Origin of the sequence: Occultella aeris, from assembly GCF_902703175.1 — a bacterium.
Taxonomy (GTDB): Bacteria; Actinomycetota; Actinomycetes; order Actinomycetales; family Beutenbergiaceae; genus Occultella; species Occultella aeris.
The window spans coordinates 1-19652 of sequence record NZ_CACRYJ010000024.1 but is presented as its reverse complement, the minus strand read 5'-3'; the positions used below and the strand labels follow the sequence as shown (position 1 = coordinate 19652).

The following is a 19652-nucleotide window of genomic DNA, read 5'->3' as shown; positions in this document are numbered from 1 at the left end:
CCATGCCGACGGAAGCCACGCTAGCCCGGCGTCTACATCGATGTAAAGACTGCGGGCCGGTGCGGGATGCGGATCGCCACGTCGCTCACAGGGCTCCGGCGCGCAGTTGTTGCATTGAGATCATGGCAACATGAGCGCGATCACGATCAGGAAGTTGCCCGATGCCGCGAAGCAGCGGCTGCGGATGCGCGCTGCCGCGAACGGCCGGTCGATGGAGGCAGAGGCGCGCACGATCCTCCTGGAGGCGCTCAACGCCGGTCAACGGGTGGATCTGAACTGGATCGAACAGCTGATCGCGGTCGGTGGCGAGGTCGGCGGCGTCGACCTGCCGGAGACCGAGGACGAGCCCGCCACCGCAGCCGACCTGGGCTCGGCGTGATCATTCTCGATACGAACGTGATCTCCGAGGCGATGAGGGGGCCACGCGCCGCTCCGGTGGTCCTGACCTGGATCCGCGACCTGCCCGAACAGCCGGTCACCACGGTCGTCAATCGCGCGGAGATCCTGGCCGGCATCGCGCTCCTGCCCGACGGCGCAGGCAAGGAGCGGCTCGCCGCTGGTGCCGAGGCCGCGTTCGACTCGCTCGGCGCGTGCCTTCCCCTGCTCCAGGAGTGCGCGAGCGAGTACGCCGAGATCGTGGCGTCCCGCCGGGCGCTCAGCCGCCCGATCGGGGGCATGGACGCCCTGATCGCATCGATCGCCCGGGTGAGCGGAGCCGGCCTCGCGACCCGGGACGTCCGAGACTTCGAGGGTCTCGGCATCGTGCTGATCGACCCGTGTCGCGAGATCGGCACCCCCGGGTGATGCGGACCGCGGCTCCGAGACGTGCCCCCGTCCGGCTCAGCCCAGGCTCGGCGCGCCCGCCCGCGCGTGGTGCCGCCCGATCGGCAGCATCAGCGGCTTGCCGGAGACCGGGTCGGGGATGACCCGGGACTCCAGCCCGAACACCGTCCGCACGGTCTCGTCGGTGAGCACCTCACCGGGCTCGCCGACGGCGTGCACCCGCCCGTCGGCCATGGCGATCAGGTGGTCGGAGTACCGGGCGGCCAGGTTGAGGTCGTGCAGGACCATGACGATCGTGGTGCCGCGGTCGGCGTTGAGGTCGGTGAGCAGGTCGAGGACCTCGATCTGGTGGCTCACGTCGAGGAACGTGGTCGGCTCGTCCAGGAGCAGCAGGTCGGTCTGCTGCGCCAGTGCCATCGCGATCCAGACCCGCTGGCGCTGACCACCGGAGAGCTCGTCCACGGCGCGCTCGGCGAGGTCCGCCGTCGCGGTGGCGTCCAGGGCGGCCGCGACCGCGGCGTCGTCCGCGGCGGACCACCGCGAGAGCAGCCCCTGGTGCGGGTGCCGGCCGCGGCCGACCAGGTCCGCAACCGTGATGCCCTCCGGGGCGATCGGCGACTGCGGCAGCAGGCCGAGGGTGCGCGCGAGTTCCTTCGCCGGCATCTTGTGCACCTGCCGCCCGTCGAGCAGCACCCGGCCGCCGCGCGGGGCGAGCAGGCGGGACATCGCGCGCAGCAGCGTGGACTTGCCGCAGGCGTTCGCGCCGACGATCGCGGTGATCGCGCCCGGTGGGACGAGCAGGTCGAGCGAGCTCAGCACGGTGCGGTCGCCGTAGCCGGCCGTCAAGGATTCGACGGTCAGCGAGTGGTCCGTGGTCACAGGGAGCCTCCCACGCGGTTGGTGCGGATGATCAGGTAGATCAGGTACGGCGCCCCGAGCACGCCGGTGATGACGCCCACCGGGAACCGGGTGCCGAACGCGAACTGGCCGGCCAGGTCGGCCACGAGCACGAGCAGTGCACCGACGCACGCCGCCGGGACCAGCAGCGAACCGCCGGGGCCGACCAGGCGGGCCGCGATCGGACCCGAGAGGAAGGCGACGAACGCGATCGGCCCGGCGGCCGCCGTCGCGAAGGAGATGAGCAGCACCGCGGCGAGGATCAGCACCAGCCGGGTGCGCTCCGGGCGGGCCCCGAGCGCCGCGGCGGTGTCCTCGCCCAGTTGCAGCGCGGAGAGGTTGCGCGCCTGTCCGAGCAGCACCGGCACGAGCACGGCGGCGGCGATCAGCACGGTGACCGTCTCCGGCCACTTCGTGCCGTTCAGGCTGCCGGTGAGCCAGCGCGTCGCCTCCTGCAGGTCCCACTGCGCGGCCTGGGAGAGCACGTACGCGGTGACGCTGTCCAGCATCGCGGAGATCCCGATGCCGATCAGGATCAGCCGGGTCCCGGCCACCCCATCCTTGAACGCGAGCACGTACACGATCAGGGCGACGGCCAGGCCGGCGACGATCGCGAACGCGGACACCCCGGTGCTGCCCAGGGAGAGCATCACGATCGCGAACGCCGCGGCGGCGCTGGCGCCGGAGGAGATCCCGATGATGTCAGGGCTGGCCAGCGGGTTGCGCAGCATCGTCTGGAACGTGACGCCGGAGAGGCCGAAGCAGGCGCCCGCGGCGACGGCGAGCACAGCCCGCGGCAGCCGCAACGTGCCGACGGTGAACGACGCACCGGGCACGTCCTGTCCGAGGATCACCGCGATCACGTCCGCGGGCGGGTAGAACGTCCGCCCGACCATGAGGGTCACCGCGAAGACCACCGCCACCGCCACCGCGAGCACCAGGATGATGGTCCGACGGCGGGCCGTGCGTCGCGTACGGCCGCCGCGGACAGCGTCCAGAGTGTCGAGCGTCGACGCCGGTCGGTGCGTCTGCGTCGTCACAGCTCGCGCACCTTCTGGCGGCGCACGATCGCGATGAAGAAGGGCGCCCCGATCAGGGCGGTCACGATTCCGACGGCGACCTCGCTCGGCCGGGCTGCGATCCGGCCGACGATGTCCGCGGCGGTCAGCAGCGCGGCGCCGGTGACGGCGGAGAACGGCAGCAGCCAGCGGTGGTCCACGCCGACCAGCAGGCGGCACGCGTGCGGCACGACCAGCCCGACGAACCCGATCGGCCCGGTCACCGCCGTCGCCGCCCCACACAGCACCACCGCGCCGAGCGAGGACACCCCGCGCGCGATGGCGACCCGCTCGCCGAGTCCGGCGGCCAGGTCGTCCCCGAGCGCGAGGGAGTTCAGGCCGCGGGCGCACAGCAGGCAGATCGCGAACCCACCGATCAGGAACGGCGCGACCTGCCCGATGGACGCGAACGTGGCCCCGCCGACGCCGCCGATCTGCCAGGACAGGGCACTGTCGGAGATATCGCCGCGGATGAGCCGGATCCCGCTGATGAACGAGGCGAGCGCCGCTGCCGTCGCGGCGCCGGCGAGCGCGAGCTTGAGCGGCGTGGCGCCGCCGCGGCCGAGCGAGCCGATCACGTAGACGGCGACGGCGGTGATCGCCGCCCCGGTGATGGCCACCCAGATGTAGCTGGTCGCAGCGGTGAGGCCGAAGTAGCCGATGCCGATCACCACGGCGAGCGAGGCGCCCATGTTGATGCCGAGGATGCCCGGGTCCGCGAGGGGGTTGCGCGTGACCCCCTGCATCACCGCGCCGGAGACCCCCAGCGCGGCGCCGGTGATGACGGCGAGCAGGGTGCGCGGGATCCGTTTGGCCACCGATCCCTGACCGAACCCGTCGGTGCCGCCGCCAAGGGCGGCGATCACGTCGGCGAGGTCGACGTCGCGGGAGCCGATCAGGATCGAGGCCACCATCAGGGCCGCGAGCACCGCGACGACCGCGAGCAGCCAGAGGCCGCGGGCGCGCCGCGGGCGCCGTCGCGATGATTGCGCGACGGCGCCCGGGGCGTTCGTGGTGGTCGTGCTCACTGAGAGGCGTCGGCCGCCTCACCCAGCAGGGCCAGGTAGTCGTCGAGGATCCAGGAGATGGACAGCGGGGTCGGGTTCGCGGCGGTGCCGAGCGGGCTTTCGCCCGGCAGGTTCACGATCGCCCCGTTCTCGACGGCCGGCATCTGGGACAGCAGCGGGTCCGCCTCGAGGGCGGTGACGAGCTCGTCGCCGCCGTAGGTGACGATGATGTCGACGTCGTTGAACGCGTCGGCCTGCTCGGCGCTCTGGGTGAGGGCGAACTGGTCGGTCTCCGCGGACGCGGTCGCGATCGACTCCGGCGTGCTCAGGCCGAGATCCTCGAAGAAGAGGGCCCGGGTGTCATGCGTGGTGTAGAAGCTGACCTCGCTGAGGTCCGTGGTGTCCACGTGGGTGAGGAACATCGCCGAGCGGCCCTCGAGCTGCGGGTAGGCCGCCGCGGCCTCGGCGATCTCGGTCTCGAGGGAGGCGACGAGCTCCTCGCCCTCCGCGGCCATGCCCATCGCGGTCGCGTTCACCTCGATGATCTCGCGCCACGGGGTCGCCCACGGGGCCTCGGGGTAGGGCACCACCGGGGCGATCTCGCTGAGGGTGTCGTAGTCCTCCTGGGTCAGACCGGAGTAGGCGGCCAGGATGACGTCCGGGGCGGTGTCCCCGACGGCCTCGAAGTCGATGCCGTCGGTCTCGTCGAACAGCACCGGAGCCTCGCCGCCGAGCTCCTCCAGCTTCTCCTCGACCCACGGCAGCAGGCCGTCGCCGTCGTCGTCGCCGAAGTTCGCGGCGGCCATGCCGACCGGGACCACGCCGAGCGCCAGCGGCACCTCGTGGTTGGCCCAGTTCACCGTGGCGACCCGCTCCGGCTGGGACTCGATCACGGTGGTGCCGAGCGCGTGCTCGATGGTGATCGGGTACTCGGCCCCCGAGTCGGCCGTGGTGGCGGCATCGTCGGCGTCGGCGGAACCTTCGGCGCCGTCAGCGGTGGAGCCGCACGCGGCGAGGGTCAGGGCGGCCGCCGCGGCGACGGCCACAGCCAGGGGTCGATAGGAACGCACGGGAAACGGACTCCACTCTCGGTGTGGGAACAAGGAAGGGGAGGGGCCGCACGCGGCGGTCCCCTGGGGCGCCCGGAGAACCACCCTGGCGCTTAGGTATGGCGACCCTAACACTCGCGCCGGTGCGCCGACAACGCCAGCCGCGGGGATCCGGTGTGCGTCGTCATGGATCGCCGCCGTGCGCCTGCCGCCCGCGGTCAGTGCCGCCTGGACGCCTTCCAGTATCCGGAGAACGTGACGTCGTCCTTCCCGGCGCCGCCCCGGACCAGGTGCCGGCGCAGCGCGACGGGCAGCGTCTGCTCGCCGGCCACCCACGCGTAGGTGCCCGCGGCCGGCGACGGCAGCGCCTGCGCCGCGGCGAGCACCGCGCGGCCCGGGGTGTGATGGACGTCGTCCCGGACCACCCAGGTGACCTCGACGCCGTCGGGCCCTTCGAGCACTTGCTGGTCGCCCTCGGCTGGGATCTCGATCAGCGCCCGGCCGGTGGTCGTCCCGGGCAGCGAGGCGAGGATCCCGGCGATGGCGGGCAGCGCCGTCTCGTCCCCGACGAGCAGCACCCGCCCCGGTTCGGGCTCGGCGCGGAACGCGATGCCCTCGTCGAGGATGGCGACCACGTCCCCCGGCGAGCAGGTCTCCGCCCACGATGCGGCCGGCCCGGCCGTCCCGTCCGCGGCGCTGCCGTGCAGCACGAAGTCGATGTCGAGCTCCGGACCGAGCGGGCCGTCCGGCCGGTACGCGCGCACCGTGTAGTTGCGCAGCACCGGCCGCTCGGTCTTGGCGTGGGTCAGATACTTCAGGTAGCTGAGTGTGTCCAGCTTGCTGGGCACCCAGCCCAGCGACTCGGGGTCCGTGATCGGGATGAACAGGCGGAACCACTGGTCGTAGCCCATCGGGACGAAGTGCTCGATGTCGCGCCCGCCGAGGCTCACGCGCGCGAAGCTCGGCGAGATCCGCTCGCTGCGCAGCACCTCAAGGGTGACGAGCGTCGTCGTCACCGGCTTCGACCGCACCGCCGTCATGTTCGTGCGAACCACCGTGGACTCCTGACCGATCGGAACTGAGGCGAGCCTTACCTTACCCCTAGTTCGAAGCCGTCGTCTCGGCGTCCACCCACTGGTGGCCAAGCGGCACCAGGTCGCCCGCTCCGGAGGTGGCAGCGGCCACGAGCGCCGCCAGCTCACCGCCGTCCCCGGCCAGCCGCAGCACGGCCCGCTCGTCGTAGGTCGTGTCCAGGACCATCACCCCGGCATGACGGCGGAGCTCTGCCTCCACTCGGCCGGCGTCGGCGTGCGGCAACGCGACCGAGTACAGGTCCCGGCGCTCGCGGGCCACCAGCAGACCATTCGAAGCCGCTGTGTCGGCGGCGGCCAGGACCGCATCGGAGTAGGCCCGCACCAGCCCGCCCGCCCCCAGCAGAACGCCACCGAAGTACCGCGTCACCACCGCCGCGCAATCGATCAGGCCGCGTCCGGTCAGGGCCTCGAGCATCGGGGCACCGGCGGTGCCGGACGGCTCGCCGTCGTCATTGGACCGGCGTACCTGCCCCGGCTCACCGGAGCCGCCGAGCACGAACGCCGAGCAGTGGTGCCGGGCGCCGTGGTGCTCCTTGCGGGCCCGCTCGACGGCGGCCCTCGCCTCGTCCTCGTCGCTCACCCTGACGAGTCGGCACAGGAAGCGCGAGCGCTTCACCTCGATCTCGGCATCCAGGCGCGCACCGGGGCCGCCGCGCAGGGTCAGATCGGTCATCTCCCCATCCTCCCGCAGCTGTCCGGGCGCCGGTCCGGGCGCCGTCCAAGTGCCGCCCGTCGGCGAGATAGGGTCGCCGGACGTGAGCGCGGCAGCGGAGGTCAGCACCATCACCAGCACAACGGACCCGTCCGAGGGGTCCCGCCCATGATCGTCGCGCTGGCACTGCTCGCCGTGGTGGCGGGGGCGGCCCTGCAGCGCATCACCGGCCTCGGCTTCGCCCTGGTCTCGGCGCCGTTCCTGGTCCTGCTGCTCGGACCGTTCGACGGCGTCGTGGTCGCGAACGCGGGTGGGACGCTGTCGTCCCTGCTCCTGCTGGTGCGGCTGCGCGACCTGATCGACTGGCAGCGGTTCCGCTTCCTGACGGCGGGCGCGCTCGTGGGCACGATCCCCGGGGCGTGGGTGGCGCTGAACGTCGCCGACCGGGTCCTGGATATCGGCATCGGGCTCGCCGTGCTGCTCGGGATGTCGGCGTCGTTCCTGGCCGCCCGGCTCGGCACCATGTCAGGCCGGGCGCCGATGCTCGCGTTCGGCGGGGCATCCGGGTTCATGAACGTCACCGCCGGGGTGGGTGGCCCGGCCCTCAGCGTCTACGGCGTGGCCTCGCGCTGGTCGCAACTGTCCTTCGCCGCAACCCTGCAACCGGTCTTCCTCGTGATGGGCCTCGTCTCGCTCGCGGTCAAGGGCATCGGCGCCCCCGAGGCGTTCGCGGCGCTCGGCTGGTCGATCTGGCTGGGAGTGGCGCTCGCGGTGCTCCTCGGCCTGGCGGTCGGGATGGTCCTCGCGCGGCGGGTGGGCCCGGCGGCAGCCCGGGTGGTCGTGATCGTGATGGCGTACGCCGGCGGCGCTGCGACCCTGCTGCGGGGACTGCTCGCTGGGATCTGAGCCCCGAGCACCGCCGTGACGCGAGTGCGGCCGTGAGCCCGCCGGGCGCGTCCAGACAGGACCTCCCGCGGTGAGGTAGGCCCTCGCGACTGAGCCAGAACGGTAGAGACTTCTTCTTCGGGCCTGCGGGTCTGCCTGACGGCGTGAGGTACTTCCTCACGCGCGAGGCACTTCCTGAAGTCCGCTTCACGAACCTCCCCGGTTGCGGCATCTGCAACGGTGCCCGTGTGCGCCACGTCACAAAGCCGCCTGCCCGGGGCGCCTGACCTGCGGGTTCGTCGGCTCGTTCACCGGTGTTCACCGGAGCGTCGACTACCGACGCTCTGGTATTCACCCTCGGCTCGTACGTTTCCCAACGGCCCGCGGAACACGTTCCGGGCTTTCAGGAGGTACCGGTGCTCGATTCAACCCAGTGTCTCGGCAGGCGTCCGTGAGCGCGCTGACCAAGGCGCCGATCGCCGTCGGGAAGTCGAAGGCGGCGAAGCCGCCCCAGCGGCCCGTGACGCCCGAGCGTCGCCGCTCGAACCGGCGCGAGGCCATTCTCTTCCTGGTCCTGATCCTGCCGAACATCGCGGCGATCGTGGTCTTCTCGTACTACCCGACGGCCTACAACTTCATCCTCAGCTTCATGGACTGGGACCTCGTGGCCCCGTTCCCGGAGTGGGTCGGTCTGGAGAACTACCAGCGGATGTTCGCCAGCCCCCGGTTCGCCGAGGTGCTCGCCAACACGCTGCTGTTCACCCTGGTGGCGGTCGGCGGGACGCTGGTGCTCGGGCTCGGGGTCGGGCAGCTGCTCGCCCAGCGGCTGAAGTTCTCCGGGTTCGCCCGCACCATGGCGTTCGCCCCGCACATGCTGCCCGGCGCGGCCGTCGGCGTCCTGTGGCTGTTCATGTTCGACCCCACCTACGGCCTGAGCCGGTGGCTGTTCAACATGGTCGGTCTGGACTCGCCGAACTGGACCACCACCTCGGACTGGTCGCTGTGGGCGGTCATCATCGCGTACTCGTGGCAGCGCCTCGGCTTCGTCACGATCATCTACTACACGGCCATCCAGGACCTGCCGCAGGACGTCTACGAGGCCGCCGAGCTCGACGGCGCGCGGGGCCGGAAGCTGTTCTGGTACATCACCCGGCCGCTGCTCTCGCCGGTCACGTTCTTCCTGTCCGTCACCGGGATCATCAGCGCCGCGCAGGCGTTCGACATCATCGCCACCCTCACCGACGGTGGGCCCGGCTCCTCCTCGACGACCCTGAACTGGATGGTCTACGAGGAGGCGTTCAAGAAGTTCGACGTCGGGACCTCGGCCGCGGCGGCCACGGTGCTGTTCCTGATCCTGCTCGTCGTCACCCTCATCCAGGCCCGTGCGCAGGGCAGGCAGGTGCACTACTCATGAGCCTCGACATAAAGCCTCCCGTCACCGCGCCGGCGCCGACGGTGAACCCTGCGGAGCCGACGGACCCCGCCGAGACCGATGTTCCCCGCGCGCCGAACCGCAAGGTGGTGCACAACCCGGCGCTGCGGGTACTGCAGTACCTGGCTCTCGCGCTCGTGATCGCGGTGTTCGTGCTGCCGCTGTACTGGCTGTTCAGCTCCGCCCTGAAGGCCGAGAACGAGATCTACTCCTACCCGCTGCAGTGGATCCCGACGATCCTCGAGCCGGAGAACTTCGCCGAGGCGTGGCGCTCGGCCCCGTTCGACCGGTTCTTCATCAACTCGATCATCACGACGTTCTTCGGCACCACGCTGGAGATCGGGCTCGCGATCCTGTCCGCCTACGCGTTCGCGTTCGTGCGGTTCCGGTTCAAGACCCCGCTGTTCCTGGTGATGATCGGCTCGCTGATGCTGCCCGGGCACGTCACGTTGCTCGTCAACTACATCACCGTGGGCCACCTCGGCTGGCTGAACAGCTACGCCGGTCTGATCCTGCCCGGGATCGGCAGCGCGTTCGCGATGTTCCTCATCTACCAGCAGATGCGGGTGGTGCCGACGGAGATCGTCGACGCCGCGAAGATCGACGGCGCCGCGCACCTGCGCCGGATGTGGTCGGTGGTGCTGCCGATGTGTCGCCCGATGATCCTCACCGGAACTCTGATCGTGATGTTCGGCAAGTGGAACGACTTCGTCTGGCCGCTGATCGTGACGTCCACGGCGGACATGCGCACGCTGCCGATCGGGCTGATGTTCCTGCGCAGCCAGGAGGGCTACTCCAACTGGGGCTCGATCATGGCCGGCACCGTGATGGTCGCCCTGCCGATGCTCCTCGTCTTCTTCTTCGCTCAGAAGCGCATCATCGGCGGCATCGCCGCCGGCGCGCTCAAGGGCTGAGTCCGTACCCGCACCACCAGACCTCAAGAACCCAAGCAACCCACAGGAGATCCGCATGTCCTCGTCCCGTCTGGACACCTCGCTGATGCTGAACCGTCGAACCCTGCTGACGGCGTTCGGCGCCTCCGCGGCGGGCCTCGGCCTGGCCGCGTGCGGCGCCCCTGGCGGCGGCGCTGCCGCCGACGACGGCGAGGCGGGCTCGAACCTGCGTCCCGAGTTCTCCCAGGCACCGGTCACGGAGATCCCGTCCCAGTACGCCGACCGCACCAACATCCTCTTCTGGGCACCGTTCACCGGCGTGAACTTCGAGGCCCTGCAGGAGCTGTTCACGAAGTTCAACGACTCCCAGGAGGACATCTACGCGGCGCTGGAGTCGCAGGGCAGTTACGCGGACCTGAACACCAAGTTCACCGCGGCCCTGCAGGCCCGCCAGGTGCCGGACATCGTCTGCTTCCCCGAGATGCAGTGGATCCAGTTCTACTTCTCCGACGCCCTCGCCCCGCTCGACGACTACTTCGACGACGAGTGGTCCCTGGACGTGTACCTCCAGAACTACGTCAACGAGGGCGTCGCGGCCGGCCGGACCTACGTGGTGCCGTTCGCCCGCTCGACGCCGCTGTTCTACTACAACAAGACCCAGTACCAGGCGGTCGGCCTGCCCGACGAGGGCCCCACCCGCTGGGCCGATCTCGCCGAGTTCGCGCCGGCCCTGAAGAGCGTGAGCGTCGCCGGTCAGCCGCTGATGCCGTTCGCGTTCGGCGCCGGTGACAACTGGTACGGCCAGGCGCACACCTGGGCCTGGGGCGGTCAGCTCTCCGACGAGCTCACGGTGACCGTGACCGACGGCCCGATGCAGGAATGGCTGGAGTGGAAGGCGAAGTTCATCCACGACGACGGGTTCGGGTACATGGCCCAGTCCGCGATGACCGACTTCACCACGGGCCTGGCGGCCGGCACCCACGGGTCCACCGCGTCCCTGCGCGGGGCCACCGAGTCCGCCGAGTTCGAGATCGGCACCGCGTTCATGCTCGGTGGCATCGAGGACGAGACGAAGGTGCCCACCGGTGGCTCCGGTCTGTCCATCGTGAAGGCGGAGTCCCAGGAGCGTCAGGATGCCTGCGCCGTGCTGTTCCGGTTCCTCGCCGAGCCGGAGAACGCCGCGTTCTGGCACGCCGGCACCGGCTACCTGCCGATCGTCACCGAGTCCCTCGAGACCGACACGGTCACCGACCTGGTGGCCGAGAACCCGAACTTCGGCGTTGCCCTCGAGCAGCTGCCGAACGCCCAGACCGCGGATGAGCCCACCTGGTACCAGGCCGGCGCCACCGAGTTCGCCACGGCCATGGCGCAGGTCTACGGTGACAACGCGGATGTCGCCGGCGTCCTCGAGGGCCTGCAGGCCGCCTTCGAGGAGGTCATCGAGGACAACCGCGAAGACCTTGAGGAGGTCAAGGGTTCATGATCGCCGGTCCGATCCCACAGATCGTCGGGCACCGGGGCGCGTGCGCCCTGGCGCCGGAGAACACGCTCACCTCGTTCGCACGCGGCGTCGCCGACGGCGCGGACCAGATCGAGCTGGACGTGCACCTGACCGCGGACGGGCACGTGGTGGTCCACCACGACCCGACCGTCGACCGCACAGCCGTGGGATCGGGCCGCACCACCGGCGCCATCGCCGAGCTCACCTGGGCCGAGCTCCAGGAGGTCGAGCTCGCGGGAGGTGAGCGGATCCCGACGATCCAGGCCGCCCTCGACGCCATCGACGTGCCGGTCCTGATCGAGATCAAGGCGCTCGAGGCCGCCGGACCCGTCGCCCACCTGGTGGCCGAGGGAGGATACGCGGAGAAGTCGATCTTCATCAGCTTCAAGCCGGAGGCGCTCGCCGAGGTGCTCCGGGTCGACCCCGGGTACCGCACCGGCCTCATCGCGACCGAGACCACCGACGTCCAGCGGGCCGCCCTGGCGGAGCTGGGCTGTGGGAACTACTCGCTGCGCTACTCCGGGCTGACCCGGGACGAGGTGGCGCACTGGCAGGCGCGGGGCGTCACCGTGACCGGCTGGCCCACCCTGGCAGACGCCGACGTGGCGGCCGGGCTGGCCGGCGGCGTCGACTTCATGACGGCGGACGACCCGGCCTGGGCACGCCGCACCGCCGAGGCGGCGCTCGCGGCGCAACCGACGCTCTGAGCCGGGGGCTGCGCGGGGCGAACAGACCCTCGCGCGGGCTGCCGCACGGTCCCGCCCGACGGCACCCCCGCCGTCGCCCGCTTGACGACCCTTCATGGAAGGCACACCCAATGGCACGCAACCGACTGCTGGTCATCTCCGTCGACGCGATGGTGGGGGAGGACCTCGAGTACGCGCGCACCCTGCCCACGTTCTCCCGGCTGATCGAGCGGTCCGCGATCGCGGAGATCGAGTCCGTGTTCCCGACCGTCACCTACCCGAACCACACGGCACAGACCACCGGGTGCACACCGGCCACGTCGGGGATCTACAACAACGTGACCTTCGACCCGCACGCCCCGGACCCGGTCTGGTTCTGGGACTCCCGGCACATCCGGGTGCCCACCCTGTTCGCCGCGGCGAAGGCGGCCGGGCTGCGCACCGCGGCCGTGCAGTGGCCGGTGACCGCGCACGATCCGAACATCGATGTGCTCGTGCCCGAGGTGTGGCAGGTCGACCAGTGGGGTGGCATCGAGGAGCTCTACCGGGGCACCGCGTCGCCCGGCGCGTGGGAGACCTACGTGGCCCCGCACGTGCACAAGGTCGTCTGGACCCCGAAGCGGGACTTCAACGACTTCGCGTCGGGCGTGACCCAGGACATCCTGCGCGTGGAACGACCGGACGTGATGTTCGTGCACCTGGTCGCCGTCGACGCCGCCCGGCACGCCACCGGGCCGCACAGCCCGCAGGTGGACGCGGCCCTGCGCCGCATCGACGCGATCCTCGGCGAGATCCTCGCCACCCTGGAGGAGGTCGGCACGTTCGAGTCGACGAACATCGTCCTCGTCAGTGACCACGGCCACCTCGCCACCACCCAGCACACGAACCTCAACGCCCTGTTCGCCGAGCGCGGGCTGCTGCGACTGGATGACGCCGGGGCGCTCGTCGACTACGACGTGTACTGCCACGGCGCCGGCCTGTCCGCACAGCTGTTCCTCACGGAGGGCCTGGATGAGGCCCGGCGCGCGCAGGTCGAGGCGGTGCTCGTCGAGATCGTCGAGCACCCCGCGTTCCGGATCGACGAGATCATCACCGCGGCAGCCGCCCTGGAGCGCTTCGGCCTGGACGGCCCGTTCGAGTACGTGGTGATCTCCGAGCCGGGCGTGCTGGTGGCGCCGCACCTGGACCGCGCGGTCATCGCCGTGCCGGGCGACGCGGACTTCATCGGCTACGTCGGCAACCACGGGCACCACCCGGAGCACGGCGGGCAGCCCGTGTTCATCGCGTCCGGCCCGGACTTCGCGGCGGGCGTGCACGCGGGGCGGCGCTCCATCCTCGACGAGGCACCCACGTTCGCGGCCGTGCTCGGCCTCGACCTGCCCACCGCCGAGGGCACTTTCATCGCGGACGTGCTCGTCGCGACGCTCGTCGAGCGGTAGCCGCGCCAGCGCACTGGGCGGCTCAGCGGAGGGCTCGGCGGCTCAGCGGGGCGGCTCAGCGGCGCGGCTCAGCGGGGGAGGTGGCGGGCCATGAGCACGTCGTCCACCTCGGCGCCGTCGAGCAGGAACTCCCCGCGCAGCACGCCCTCCTCCACGAACGAGCAGCGGGCGTACAGCCGGCGCGCGGCCGGGTTCGTGGAGAGCACCCGCAGGCTCACCTTCCGCGCGCCGCGCCGGCCGAGCTCGGCCACGGCCGCCTCCACCAGGGCGGTACCGATGCCTCGGCCGGCCAGCGCGGGGTCCACTGCGAGTCCGTTGATCTCGAGCACATGGGCGTGGGAGTCGATGCCGAAGACGTTGTGCCACTGGATGTAGCCGGCCACCCGGGCCTCGGCCGTGACCGCCACGAGCACATCCGACGTGGGCAGATGCGCGAACGCCGAACGCGGCCCCTCGGGCGCCGACACGGGAGAGTTCGTGGGAGACCAGGTCGCGTCATCGATGGCGACGATCGCGGCGTCGTCGGCCGCGGTGGCGGTGCGGATCGAGATCATGGCTCCCATCGTGCCGCATGGCAGGTTCGGGTCCCGAGGCGGGTGACGCCGCCCCTTCGGACGCTGCTCACCTAGTACCCGCGGAGTTGAGATCGGAATCGAGGCGGGCGAGGTCAGTGCGGCGGGTACTGGGTGAGCACCGGGAGGTGGGACGCGGAGCCCGAGCGGGGGCGGCTGGACCTGTGGTGGGACGGCGGCGGTACCGTCGTGGCCATGACCTCGATGGAGCAGGCCCGGCCCGAGGCGCAGCCGCCCCCGGGCCGCGAGGTGGGACCCGCGCGCCGGCTGGTGCCGGTACTGGCGGTGGCGTTCGCGCTGCTCGCCGTGATCGCGGACGCGGGTGACTGGCGCAACGGACTCTTCCTGCTGCTCCCGGTCGCCGCCTTCGCGGCCTGGTATCGCTGGGACGTGTCGATCCCGGTCCTGGCCGCCCCGGTCATCGTCGGCACGGCCGGCGCGCTGTGGGGTGGGGACTTCGAGCCGGCCCTGTTCCTGCTCGCCCTGTTCGCGCTGGTGAGCGTGGCCTGGTGCGAGCACCGCCCGACGGCGTGGGCGCTCGTCGCGCTGTCGGTCGTCGCCGTTCTCGCACTGGCGCTCGGGCGGCCGGAGGCCGAGGTGGCGTGGGCGCCGTGGGTCGTCGGCATCTCGTTCCCGGCGGTCCTCGGTTGGGTGGTCCGCCGCCAGGAGCAGACCACCGCCCAGTTGACCCGGGCCCGGCGCGAGCTCGCCGAACGGGCCGTGCAGGACGAGCGACGCCGGATCGCCCGGGATCTGCACGACCTCGTCGGCCACGGGCTGGCGGCCGTGCTGCTGCAGGTCACCAGCGCCCGGCACGTGCTGCGCCGCGACGTCGACTCCGCCGACGACGCCCTGGCCACGGCCGAACGGGTCGGCCGGGCGAGTATGCAGGACCTCCGCGCGACCATGGACCTGCTCCGCGCCGACGGCGAACCGTCCGGGAACGCCCCGCTACCGGGCCTGGCGCAGCTGCCCGTGCTCGTGGCCGGCTACGCCGAACGCGGGCTGGACGTGGCGCTGGAGGACGGGACCGACGGGTCCGACGGAACCGGTGCGCCCGGTGAGACGGATGCGCCCGACGGAACCGGTGCGCCTGGAGGGACAGCTGCATCCGGCAGGACGGCTGCGCCCGGCGCCACCGGCGCACCCGCCAGAACGGGCGCAACAACTGCCACCGGCGCACCCGGGCCGGGCTCCGCCGTCGGGCTCACGCTCTACCGGATCGCGCAGGAGGCGCTCGCGAACGCGGCCACCCACGCACCCGACGCGCGCACGCGGGTGCGCACCGCCGTCGGGCCGGACTCGGTGATGATGGAGGTCGTCACCGAGGGGCCGCTCCGACCCGTCCCGCCGCGCCCGGTGCACGGCCACTACGGCCTGCTCGGGATGCGCGAACGGGCCGAGGTCATCGGAGCAGACCTGCAGGCCGGGCCGACACCGGCCGGGTGGACGGTGCGCTGTGAGGTTCCGATCGGTGGTGCGCCGTGATCCGGGTCGTCCTCGCCGACGACCAGGCGATCGTGCGCGCCGGGATCGCGCGCATCCTGGCCCCGGCGGACGGGTTCGAGGTGGTCGCCGAGTGCGTCGACGGCACCGAGGTCGCGGCCGCGGTCGCCCGGTCCCGGCCCGACGTGGTGGTGATGGACGTGCGGATGCCGCGCCGGGACGGGCTCGCCGCGACGCGGGAGGTGCGGGCGCTGCCGCAGCCGCCGCCGGTGCTGATCCTGACCACGTTCGACGAGGACGAGGTGCTCTGGAGCGCCCTCGAGGCGGGCGCCGCCGGGTTCCTGCTCAAGGACGCCGGCGCGACCGACCTGATCCACGCCGTGCGGGCCGTGGCCGGCGGCGCCGCCTGGTTCGACCCCGCCGTCAGCCCCCGGCTGCTGGCCGCGTACCGGCGCTCCGTGGTGCCCGACCAGCGGCAGCGCCGACGCCTCGAGGAGCTGACCGAGCGCGAGGCGGAGGTGCTCCGGTGGATGGCTCGCGGCGCCACGAACGCCGAGATCGCCGCGGGCCTGCACGTCAGCGACGGCACCGTGAAGTCCCACGTCGGGGCCGTGTTCGGCAAGCTCGGCGTGCGGGACCGGGCCGCCGCGATCGTGTACGCGTTCGACCACGGCGTCGTCACTCCGGGGCAGGGACCACCCGCGAGCTAGGACCACGGTGGCAGGGCGGGTTCTGGACCGCGGGCCGATGTGGCGGGCATGCCCCGCGGCGCAGGATCGCGGGTATGACGGACCAGCTCACCAGGCCCAGCAACCCCGACCGGCGGGACGCGATCGTCGCGGCCATGTCCAAGCCACCCGCCACGGGCAGGAACCGGTTCCGGGTGGTGGCGGTGGCGTTCCTCTCCCTCGGCGTGGTGGCCTACGCGGCCGTCGTCTACGGGGGCTTCGACGTGTCCACCTCCCAGGTCGAGACCCGGGACGAGTTGCCCTGGCACTACCCGCTGCTGTGGACGCACATCGCCACCGGCGCCATCGCACTCACGCTCGGGCCGCTGCAGTTCGTGCGGCGGATCCGCCGGGTGCCGCGCGTGCACCGCTACATCGGGCGGGTGTACCTGTTCGCTGGGGTCGTCCCGTCCTCGATCGTCGGGATCGTGGTGGCGCTGCTGACCACGTCCGGTCCGGTGGCCGCGGCCGGCCTCGTGGTGGGTGACCTGCTCTGGATCACGACGGCGGCGCTCGCCTATGCCCATGCGCGCGCCGGACGCTATCGGCAGCACGGCCAGTGGATGATCCGCAACTTCGCGGTGACGTTCGCCGCGGTCACGTTCCGGGCCTGGCTCGGCCTGACGATCGTGGGCCAGCTACCGATCCTGCAGTCGGTGTACGGCGGTGACTTCGACGCCCTGTTCGGCGTCGCCTACGCCGCGACGTGCTGGCTCGCGTTCATCCCGAACCTGCTGTTCGTCAACCTCTACCTGCGGCGTCGGCGGACCCGACGCGTCGAGGGCGCGCTCGCCTGACGTGAGTCGTGAGTATGCTCTGTCGGCATTCGCATCTCGAGACAGGGGAATCGGGTGCGCCTCATCCACAGGAATCCGCGAGGAGCGATCGTCCACAGGACCGATGGGCGAGGCGCCAGGAGGCGTGAGGGTGGGTGCACCGTGACCCCATGAGGCGTGGTGAACTCCCCGAGGCTCTTGGACGGACGTTCTCGGTGAGGCAGGCTCGGGGGCGCGGCGTCACCCCATCGCGACTTCGGGCACGCGATCTCGGCCGACCCTTCCGGGGTGTGCGGACGCGCACGGTCGAGCGTGGAGACGCGCGGCACGCGGGTGCTGCCAAGAGCGATGCGCGCAACACGGATGTGGCCAAGCCCGGACGAGTCGCGCGCAAGGAGGCCGAACTGAGCGAACGGGCGCTGGCGTACGCGCTCGTCATGCCGGCGAACCAGTTCTTCACCCACCTCACGGCCGCGCTGCTCTGGGGCGTGCCGTTGCCGCCGCGGTTGATCCTCGCAGCGCCTCTCGAGCCGGACGTCGGTGTGTTGAGCCCGGCTCGCGTGCCGCGGAACCATGCGGTCCGCGGCCACGCGGTGCACGCGGATCGGGCGGGCGTGGTCACCCATCCCAGGTACGGCGTCCGCCTCGCCTCACCGGCGACCACCTGGGCGATGCTCGGCACTGTGCTCACGGACCTGCGCGACCTCGTCGCCGTCGGCGATGCGCTGGTGCGCGAGCAGATGTTCACGACCACGCCGCCGCCGCTGACGACGATCGCGAAACTGGCAGGCGTGGTCGGGAGCGGTCGGCGCGTGGGCATCGCTTCGCTGCGGGAAGCGCTGCCCTTGATCCGGACGCGGTCTGCATCACGGCCCGAGACCTGGCTGCGCCTGCTGGTGGTCGGAGCCGGGTTGCCGGAGCCCGAGGCGAACTGGGAGTTATGGGTCGACGGCACGATGGTCGCTGTCATCGATCTCCCGTATCCGGAACTCAAGATCGCCATCGAGTACGAGGGTGAGCACCACCTGACCGACGGCGAGCAATGGGACTTCGACATCGCTCGGTATGAGGATCTCGCCGCCCGGGGCTGGATCGTGGTCCGAGTGACCAAGGAGCAACTGTTCGGTCGGCCCGAGAACGTGCTCAAGCGCGTGCGGCGTGCGCGCGCCGACCGACTCTGACGCCCCGGCTCGCCCCCTGACGCCCCGGCTCGCCCCCTGACGTCTGGGCCGAACGCTCAGGCTCGCCTCCCCTGACGCGAATGGTCGGTTGGTACGTTCGGCACCCGCATCTCGAGACAGGGGAACGCGGCGCCTCGTGACTCCGCTGACTTCAAGTGTCGGTATGTCCGCCCGATATGCGCATCTGGAGTCAGTGGAACCGACGCCCCCGTTCCGATGACGCGAAGTGTGGGTTGTGCGGCTCGCGACCCGCATCTCGAGTCAGCGGAACGGGCATCCTCGGAGTTCCGCTGACGTGAACTGTGGGTCGGCGCGGGCGCGACCCGCATCTCAAGTCAGCGGAACCAGAGCGGGGCCGCCGTCAACCTCTACCTGCGGCGTCGGCGCGCCGCTGCGCGGCCACGGCGATGAGCGCGATCCCGAGCCCGCCGACCGCCAGCACGGACCCGGCCCACGCGGGCGCCAGGTAGCCGAAGCCGGCGGCCAGCACCAGGCCACCGACCCATGCGCCCACGGCGTTGCCGATGTTCAGCGCGGAGTGGTGCAGCGCGGCGGCCAGCGACGGCGCGTCCGGGGAGGAGTCCAGCAGCCGCGTCTGCAGCGACGGCCCGAGGAACTGCGAGATCGTGGCGATCGCGAACAGCCCGATGACCCCGACGACGGCCCAGTGCGCGGTGAGCGCGAAGCCGGCGAGCAGGACGGCCATCCCGGCCAGCCCGGCGATCGCGGTGCCCATCACGGAGCGGTCGGCCAGGCGCCCGGCGATCAGGGTGCCGACGGTCATCCCGGTGCCGAAGACGGCGAGGATCAGGGGCACCGCGCCGATGGACAGGCCCAGCACCTCCGGCACGATCTCGCCGATGTAGCTGTATACGGCGAACATGCCGCCGAACCCGACGGCCGCGATGCCGAGGGTGAACCATACCTGTGCGTGCCGGAACGCCCGCAGCTCCCCGCGGGCGCTCGCGCGCTGGCCCGCCGGGCGGGGCAGCGCCGGTACGAACCGCCAGATCGCGGCCACGGCTGCGAGCGAGACGATGACGACCACCCAGTAGGCAGCGCGCCATCCCGCCCACTGGCCCAGCGCCGTCGACAGGGGCACGCCGATCATGGTCGCGATGGTGAGCCCGAGCATCACCTGCGACACCGCGCGCGCCCGGCGGCCGGCCGGGGCGAGCGTCGCCGCGATCAGCGAGGCCACGCCGAAGTACGCCCCGTGGGGCAGGCCGGCCACGAACCGGGACACTGCCATCGAGCCGAACTCCGGCGCGAGCGCGGAGAACGCGTTGCCGAGGGCGATCGCCACGGCCAGCAGCACCAGGAGCTGCTTGCGCTCGAGCCGGGCCGCGACCACGACGATCAGCGGTGCCCCGATCACGACGCCGATCGCGTAGGCGGAGATGAGTTGGCCCGCGGTCGGTACCGAGACGCCGAGGCTCGTCGCCATCTGCGGCAGCAGCCCCATGGTGGCGAACTCGGTGGTGCCGATCGCGAAGCCGCCGATCGCCATCGCGATGATCGCGGTCCGCAGCCCGCGGGGCGGCAGGGGCGACGGCGTGGGCTGGGCGGGCAC

At 71.7% G+C, this 19652-nt stretch carries 20 protein-coding genes; 12 read left to right on the top strand and 8 right to left on the bottom strand.

The window, feature by feature from the left end:
* Window positions 1-130: 130 nt before the first annotated feature.
* Together HALOF300_RS08520 and HALOF300_RS08515 are read left to right on the top strand one after the other, a co-directional pair.
* The gene (locus tag HALOF300_RS08520) at window positions 131-379 is read left to right on the top strand and encodes a FitA-like ribbon-helix-helix domain-containing protein (RefSeq protein WP_156740531.1); all 249 of its coding nucleotides are present in this window, start codon (window positions 131-133) and stop codon (window positions 377-379) included.
* Window positions 376-804 carry a type II toxin-antitoxin system VapC family toxin gene (locus tag HALOF300_RS08515; protein ID WP_156740530.1) on the top strand — a complete coding sequence of 143 codons (429 nt, stop codon included), beginning with the start codon at window positions 376-378 and terminating at the stop codon, window positions 802-804. The genes HALOF300_RS08520 and HALOF300_RS08515 overlap by 4 nt, the downstream gene beginning before the upstream one ends.
* A gap of 36 nt (window positions 805-840) precedes the next feature.
* Here HALOF300_RS08515 and HALOF300_RS08510 read toward each other — a convergent pair whose 3' ends face one another.
* The 6 genes from HALOF300_RS08510 to HALOF300_RS08485 form a co-directional block, all read right to left on the bottom strand.
* Window positions 841-1662: an ABC transporter ATP-binding protein gene (locus HALOF300_RS08510; protein WP_156740529.1), complete on the bottom strand. Its 822-nt coding sequence runs from the start codon at window positions 1660-1662 to the stop codon at window positions 841-843.
* A complete protein-coding gene (locus HALOF300_RS08505; RefSeq protein WP_156740528.1) occupies window positions 1659-2720 on the bottom strand; it encodes a FecCD family ABC transporter permease in 1062 nt (353 codons plus the stop codon). The genes HALOF300_RS08510 and HALOF300_RS08505 overlap by 4 nt, the downstream gene beginning before the upstream one ends.
* Window positions 2717-3766: a FecCD family ABC transporter permease gene (locus HALOF300_RS08500; protein ID WP_408636784.1), complete on the bottom strand. Its 1050-nt coding sequence runs from the start codon at window positions 3764-3766 to the stop codon at window positions 2717-2719. The genes HALOF300_RS08505 and HALOF300_RS08500 overlap by 4 nt, the downstream gene beginning before the upstream one ends.
* The gene (locus HALOF300_RS08495) at window positions 3763-4815 is read right to left on the bottom strand and encodes an ABC transporter substrate-binding protein (protein ID WP_156740527.1); all 1053 of its coding nucleotides are present in this window, start codon (window positions 4813-4815) and stop codon (window positions 3763-3765) included. Before HALOF300_RS08495 ends, HALOF300_RS08500 begins: the two co-directional genes overlap by 4 nt.
* Before the next feature lie 197 nt (window positions 4816-5012).
* The gene (locus HALOF300_RS08490) at window positions 5013-5849 is read right to left on the bottom strand and encodes a siderophore-interacting protein (RefSeq protein ID WP_231955150.1); all 837 of its coding nucleotides are present in this window, start codon (window positions 5847-5849) and stop codon (window positions 5013-5015) included.
* 46 nt (window positions 5850-5895) lie between these two features.
* A complete protein-coding gene (locus HALOF300_RS08485) occupies window positions 5896-6561 on the bottom strand; it encodes an IMPACT family protein (RefSeq protein WP_156740526.1) in 666 nt (221 codons plus the stop codon).
* A 147-nt stretch (window positions 6562-6708) separates the two neighbouring features.
* Between HALOF300_RS08485 and HALOF300_RS08480 the strand changes: the two genes are divergently transcribed.
* The 6 genes from HALOF300_RS08480 (at window position 6709) to HALOF300_RS08455 (ending at window position 13376) form a co-directional block, all read left to right on the top strand.
* Window positions 6709-7446 (top strand): sulfite exporter TauE/SafE family protein, encoded by a 738-nt coding sequence (locus HALOF300_RS08480; protein WP_156740525.1) that lies wholly within the window; start codon window positions 6709-6711, stop codon window positions 7444-7446.
* A gap of 430 nt (window positions 7447-7876) precedes the next feature.
* Window positions 7877-8839: a carbohydrate ABC transporter permease gene (locus tag HALOF300_RS08475; protein ID WP_231955148.1), complete on the top strand. Its 963-nt coding sequence runs from the start codon at window positions 7877-7879 to the stop codon at window positions 8837-8839.
* Entirely contained in the window at window positions 8836-9771 is a 936-nt protein-coding gene (locus HALOF300_RS08470; protein ID WP_156740524.1) for a carbohydrate ABC transporter permease, read from the top strand. The genes HALOF300_RS08475 and HALOF300_RS08470 overlap by 4 nt, the downstream gene beginning before the upstream one ends.
* Before the next feature lie 55 nt (window positions 9772-9826).
* Window positions 9827-11233 (top strand): ABC transporter substrate-binding protein, encoded by a 1407-nt coding sequence (locus HALOF300_RS08465; RefSeq protein WP_156740523.1) that lies wholly within the window; start codon window positions 9827-9829, stop codon window positions 11231-11233.
* Window positions 11230-11958 carry a glycerophosphodiester phosphodiesterase gene (locus HALOF300_RS08460; protein WP_156740522.1) on the top strand — a complete coding sequence of 243 codons (729 nt, stop codon included), beginning with the start codon at window positions 11230-11232 and terminating at the stop codon, window positions 11956-11958. The genes HALOF300_RS08465 and HALOF300_RS08460 overlap by 4 nt, the downstream gene beginning before the upstream one ends.
* A gap of 110 nt (window positions 11959-12068) precedes the next feature.
* Window positions 12069-13376 carry an alkaline phosphatase family protein gene (locus tag HALOF300_RS08455; protein WP_156740521.1) on the top strand — a complete coding sequence of 436 codons (1308 nt, stop codon included), beginning with the start codon at window positions 12069-12071 and terminating at the stop codon, window positions 13374-13376.
* 68 nt (window positions 13377-13444) lie between these two features.
* Here HALOF300_RS08455 and HALOF300_RS08450 read toward each other — a convergent pair whose 3' ends face one another.
* Window positions 13445-13930 (bottom strand): GNAT family N-acetyltransferase, encoded by a 486-nt coding sequence (locus HALOF300_RS08450; protein ID WP_156740520.1) that lies wholly within the window; start codon window positions 13928-13930, stop codon window positions 13445-13447.
* Between the two features lie 132 nt (window positions 13931-14062).
* Here HALOF300_RS08450 and HALOF300_RS08445 point away from each other — a divergent pair, with 132 nt between their 5' ends.
* The 4 genes from HALOF300_RS08445 (at window position 14063) to HALOF300_RS08430 (ending at window position 18079) form a co-directional block, all read left to right on the top strand.
* Entirely contained in the window at window positions 14063-15436 is a 1374-nt protein-coding gene (locus tag HALOF300_RS08445; RefSeq protein WP_156740519.1) for a sensor histidine kinase, read from the top strand.
* Window positions 15433-16104 (top strand): response regulator transcription factor, encoded by a 672-nt coding sequence (locus tag HALOF300_RS08440; protein WP_156740518.1) that lies wholly within the window; start codon window positions 15433-15435, stop codon window positions 16102-16104. The genes HALOF300_RS08445 and HALOF300_RS08440 overlap by 4 nt, the downstream gene beginning before the upstream one ends.
* A 74-nt stretch (window positions 16105-16178) precedes the next feature.
* Window positions 16179-16919 (top strand): DUF2306 domain-containing protein, encoded by a 741-nt coding sequence (locus tag HALOF300_RS08435; protein ID WP_156740517.1) that lies wholly within the window; start codon window positions 16179-16181, stop codon window positions 16917-16919.
* A 269-nt stretch (window positions 16920-17188) separates the two neighbouring features.
* On the top strand, window positions 17189-18079 hold the full coding sequence (locus tag HALOF300_RS08430; protein WP_231955147.1) for an endonuclease domain-containing protein: 891 nt from the start codon (window positions 17189-17191) through the stop codon (window positions 18077-18079).
* 361 nt (window positions 18080-18440) lie between these two features.
* Here the strand turns inward: HALOF300_RS08430 and HALOF300_RS08425 are convergent, their stop codons facing one another.
* On the bottom strand, window positions 18441-19652 hold the full coding sequence (locus HALOF300_RS08425; protein WP_156740515.1) for an MFS transporter: 1212 nt from the start codon (window positions 19650-19652) through the stop codon (window positions 18441-18443).

What these genes read in the sequence shown, in the direction of transcription:
- HALOF300_RS08520 (WP_156740531.1), top strand. Translation starts at nt 131, where the DNA reads ATGAGCGCGATCACGATCAGGAAGTTGCCCGATGCCGCGAAGCAGCGG.
- HALOF300_RS08480 (WP_156740525.1), top strand. Translation starts at nt 6,709, where the DNA reads ATGATCGTCGCGCTGGCACTGCTCGCCGTGGTGGCGGGGGCGGCCCTG.
- HALOF300_RS08455 (WP_156740521.1), top strand. Translation starts at nt 12,069, where the DNA reads ATGGCACGCAACCGACTGCTGGTCATCTCCGTCGACGCGATGGTGGGG.
- HALOF300_RS08470 (WP_156740524.1), top strand. Translation starts at nt 8,836, where the DNA reads ATGAGCCTCGACATAAAGCCTCCCGTCACCGCGCCGGCGCCGACGGTG.
- HALOF300_RS08485 (WP_156740526.1), bottom strand. Translation starts at nt 6,561, where the DNA reads ATGACCGATCTGACCCTGCGCGGCGGCCCCGGTGCGCGCCTGGATGCC.
- HALOF300_RS08465 (WP_156740523.1), top strand. Translation starts at nt 9,827, where the DNA reads ATGTCCTCGTCCCGTCTGGACACCTCGCTGATGCTGAACCGTCGAACC.
- HALOF300_RS08460 (WP_156740522.1), top strand. Translation starts at nt 11,230, where the DNA reads ATGATCGCCGGTCCGATCCCACAGATCGTCGGGCACCGGGGCGCGTGC.
- HALOF300_RS08435 (WP_156740517.1), top strand. Translation starts at nt 16,179, where the DNA reads ATGACGGACCAGCTCACCAGGCCCAGCAACCCCGACCGGCGGGACGCG.
- HALOF300_RS08450 (WP_156740520.1), bottom strand. Translation starts at nt 13,930, where the DNA reads ATGATCTCGATCCGCACCGCCACCGCGGCCGACGACGCCGCGATCGTC.